2 protein-coding genes are annotated in these 2246 nt (G+C 57.2%); one reads left to right on the forward strand and one right to left on the reverse strand.

Features of this window, described 5'->3' with window-relative positions:
• Positions 1-99 precede the first annotated feature (99 nt).
• Positions 100-753 (forward strand): zinc-binding dehydrogenase, encoded by a 654-nt coding sequence (locus HKN37_00545; protein NNE45127.1) that lies wholly within the window; start codon positions 100-102, stop codon positions 751-753.
• Positions 754-813: 60 nt separating this feature from the next.
• Here the strand turns inward: HKN37_00545 and HKN37_00550 are convergent.
• A partial coding sequence (locus HKN37_00550) for a S9 family peptidase (protein ID NNE45128.1) occupies positions 814-2246 on the reverse strand: 1433 nt, incomplete at its 5' end.

Below are 2246 nucleotides of genomic sequence, written 5' to 3' on the forward strand. Positions count from 1 at the left end.
GGCCACTGTTTTGCCTGCCGTAAGGGATGGATCGTCAACTGCACCAGTGACCAGAGAAGCGTTTACGGCTGGCACAGGGATGGCGCTTATGCTGATTTCATGCTCACCGAGGAATACACGCTGCTCAGTCTCCCGGAAGAACTGAGTTTTGTCGACGGCGCCATCATCTCCTGCGGTTTTGGCACGTCATTCCAGGGTGTGCGTCGGGCGAATGTATCCGGCTATGACACTGTTCTGGTCGTGGGCCTCGGTCCTGTCGGCCTTGCCGCGGCCATAATCTCCAAGGCGCGCGGTGCGAAAGTGATTGGTGTGGACATCAGCCCGGAGAGAGTGGCGACCGCTGAAAAACACGGGTGTGACCTGGGACTCGTTGCTGGTGATGGCGTCCTCGATCAAATAAAGGAGTACACAAACGGACACGGCGTCGAAGTGTCTCTGGAGTGCTCTGCCTCCCAGGCTGGCCGCATGCTCTCTCTGGAATCAGCCCGGCTCTGGGGCAGGGTCGTATTCCTGGGCGAACACGGCAACCTGGATTTCAATCCGAGTTTCACCGTCATTCAGAAGCAACTCACGCTCCACGGGTCCTGGATGTCCGGTATCTCCGAGATGGAAGACACGATCGAGCACATGGTGCGCTGGAAGATAAGACCGGAGGAAATCGTTACCCACACGTTCCCGCTGACGCAGGTGAAAGAGGCTTTCGAGCTCTCCGACGCCGGCGAGGCCGGGAAGGTTGTCTTCGTCTGGGATTAAGCCTGCACGCGCAGTCAGCCGAGCACGATCTCAACGTAGACCCGTGCTCGGCGGTGACTCCTATTCGCGCATACCTTCCAGCCCCATGAAGAAGGCATAATAAAGAGCCGTATCTTCGATTCGACGGTAGCGGCCGGTTTTACCGCTGTGGCCGGCTGACATATCTGTTTTCAAGACGAGCATGTTGTCGTCCGTCTTGTAGTCACGCAGCTTCGCCACCCATTTAGCTGGCTCCCAGTATTGCACCTGGGAGTCGTGCAGCCCGGTCGTTACCAGCAGGTTCGGGTAATCGGTCTTGCGAACATTGTCGTAGGGTGAATACGACAGCATGTAGTCGTAGAAGACCTTCTCGTGGGGGTCGCCCCATTCGTCCCATTCGCCGGTGGTCAGCGGAATATCCTCGTCGAGCATTGTCGTGACGACGTCGACAAACGGTACTGCCGCGTGCACGCCGTTATAGAGCTCCGGCGCCATGTTGAGTACCGCGCCCATTAATAGCCCGCCGGCGCTGCCGCCGTAGGCGTACAAATGCTCAGGCGACGTGTATCCCTCGTCGATCAGGTGCTTCGATACGTCGATAAAATCGGTAAACGTATTCTTCTTGTTGAGCTGCCGCCCGTCGTAATACCAGTCGCGTCCCAGCTCCGATCCGCCGCGGATGTTTGCAATGGCGAACACAAAACCGCGATCCAGGAGGCTCAGACGGCTGGAGCTGAAGTACGGGAATGAACTGGATCCGTAGGATCCGTAGCCATATTGCAGCAGCGGATTCTTGCCATCTTTCTGCATGCCCTTGCGGTAAACGATCGAGACGGGCACCTGGGTGCCATCGCGGGCCGTCGCGAAGAGGCGCTCGGTCACGTAATTGCTACGGTCAAAATCACCGACGACGGCCTGCTCCTTAATAAGCGTGTGCGATTCGGTGGCCAGGTTGTAGTCGTAGGTAGAATCCGGCGTGGTTAACGACTCGTAGGTATAGCGCAGTACGTCGGTGTCAAACTCGTAGTTGTCATCGGCGTATGCGATGTAGACATCTTCATCGAACGCGATGCGCCGGGTTTCCCCCGCGCTGTGATCGAGCACCTCGATCTGCGTCAGTCCGTTCTCCAGAATCGTTACGGCCAGGTAATCCTTGAACACTTCCATACCCTGAACGAGCGCATCGTCCCGATGCGGCACGACGGTTGTCCAGGCGTCTTTTGATGTGTTGTCGAACGGCGCCTTCATGACTTTGAAGTTCTTGGCGTCATCGTTGGTCACGATATAAAAACCATCCGCTCCGGCGTCAACGAGGTACTCGTGCTCGTCCTCGCGCGCAAGGAACAGCGTCGGATCGGCATTCGGTTTATCAGCGGACAGGGTCCGAACCTCCGTCGACAGCGTTTGCGAGCTGGTCAGAACGAAATACGCCTCCGACGCCGATTTGGAGAGATACAGGTAATTGGTCTCATCCGGCTCCTCGTAAACCAGCGAATCGTCGCTCATGCCCAGTT

It is taken from the genome of Rhodothermales bacterium (genome assembly GCA_013002345.1).
GTDB lineage: Bacteria > Bacteroidota > Rhodothermia > Rhodothermales > JABDKH01 > JABDKH01.

What these genes read in the sequence shown, in the direction of transcription:
- HKN37_00545 (NNE45127.1), top strand. Translation starts at nt 100, where the DNA reads ATGCTCACCGAGGAATACACGCTGCTCAGTCTCCCGGAAGAACTGAGT.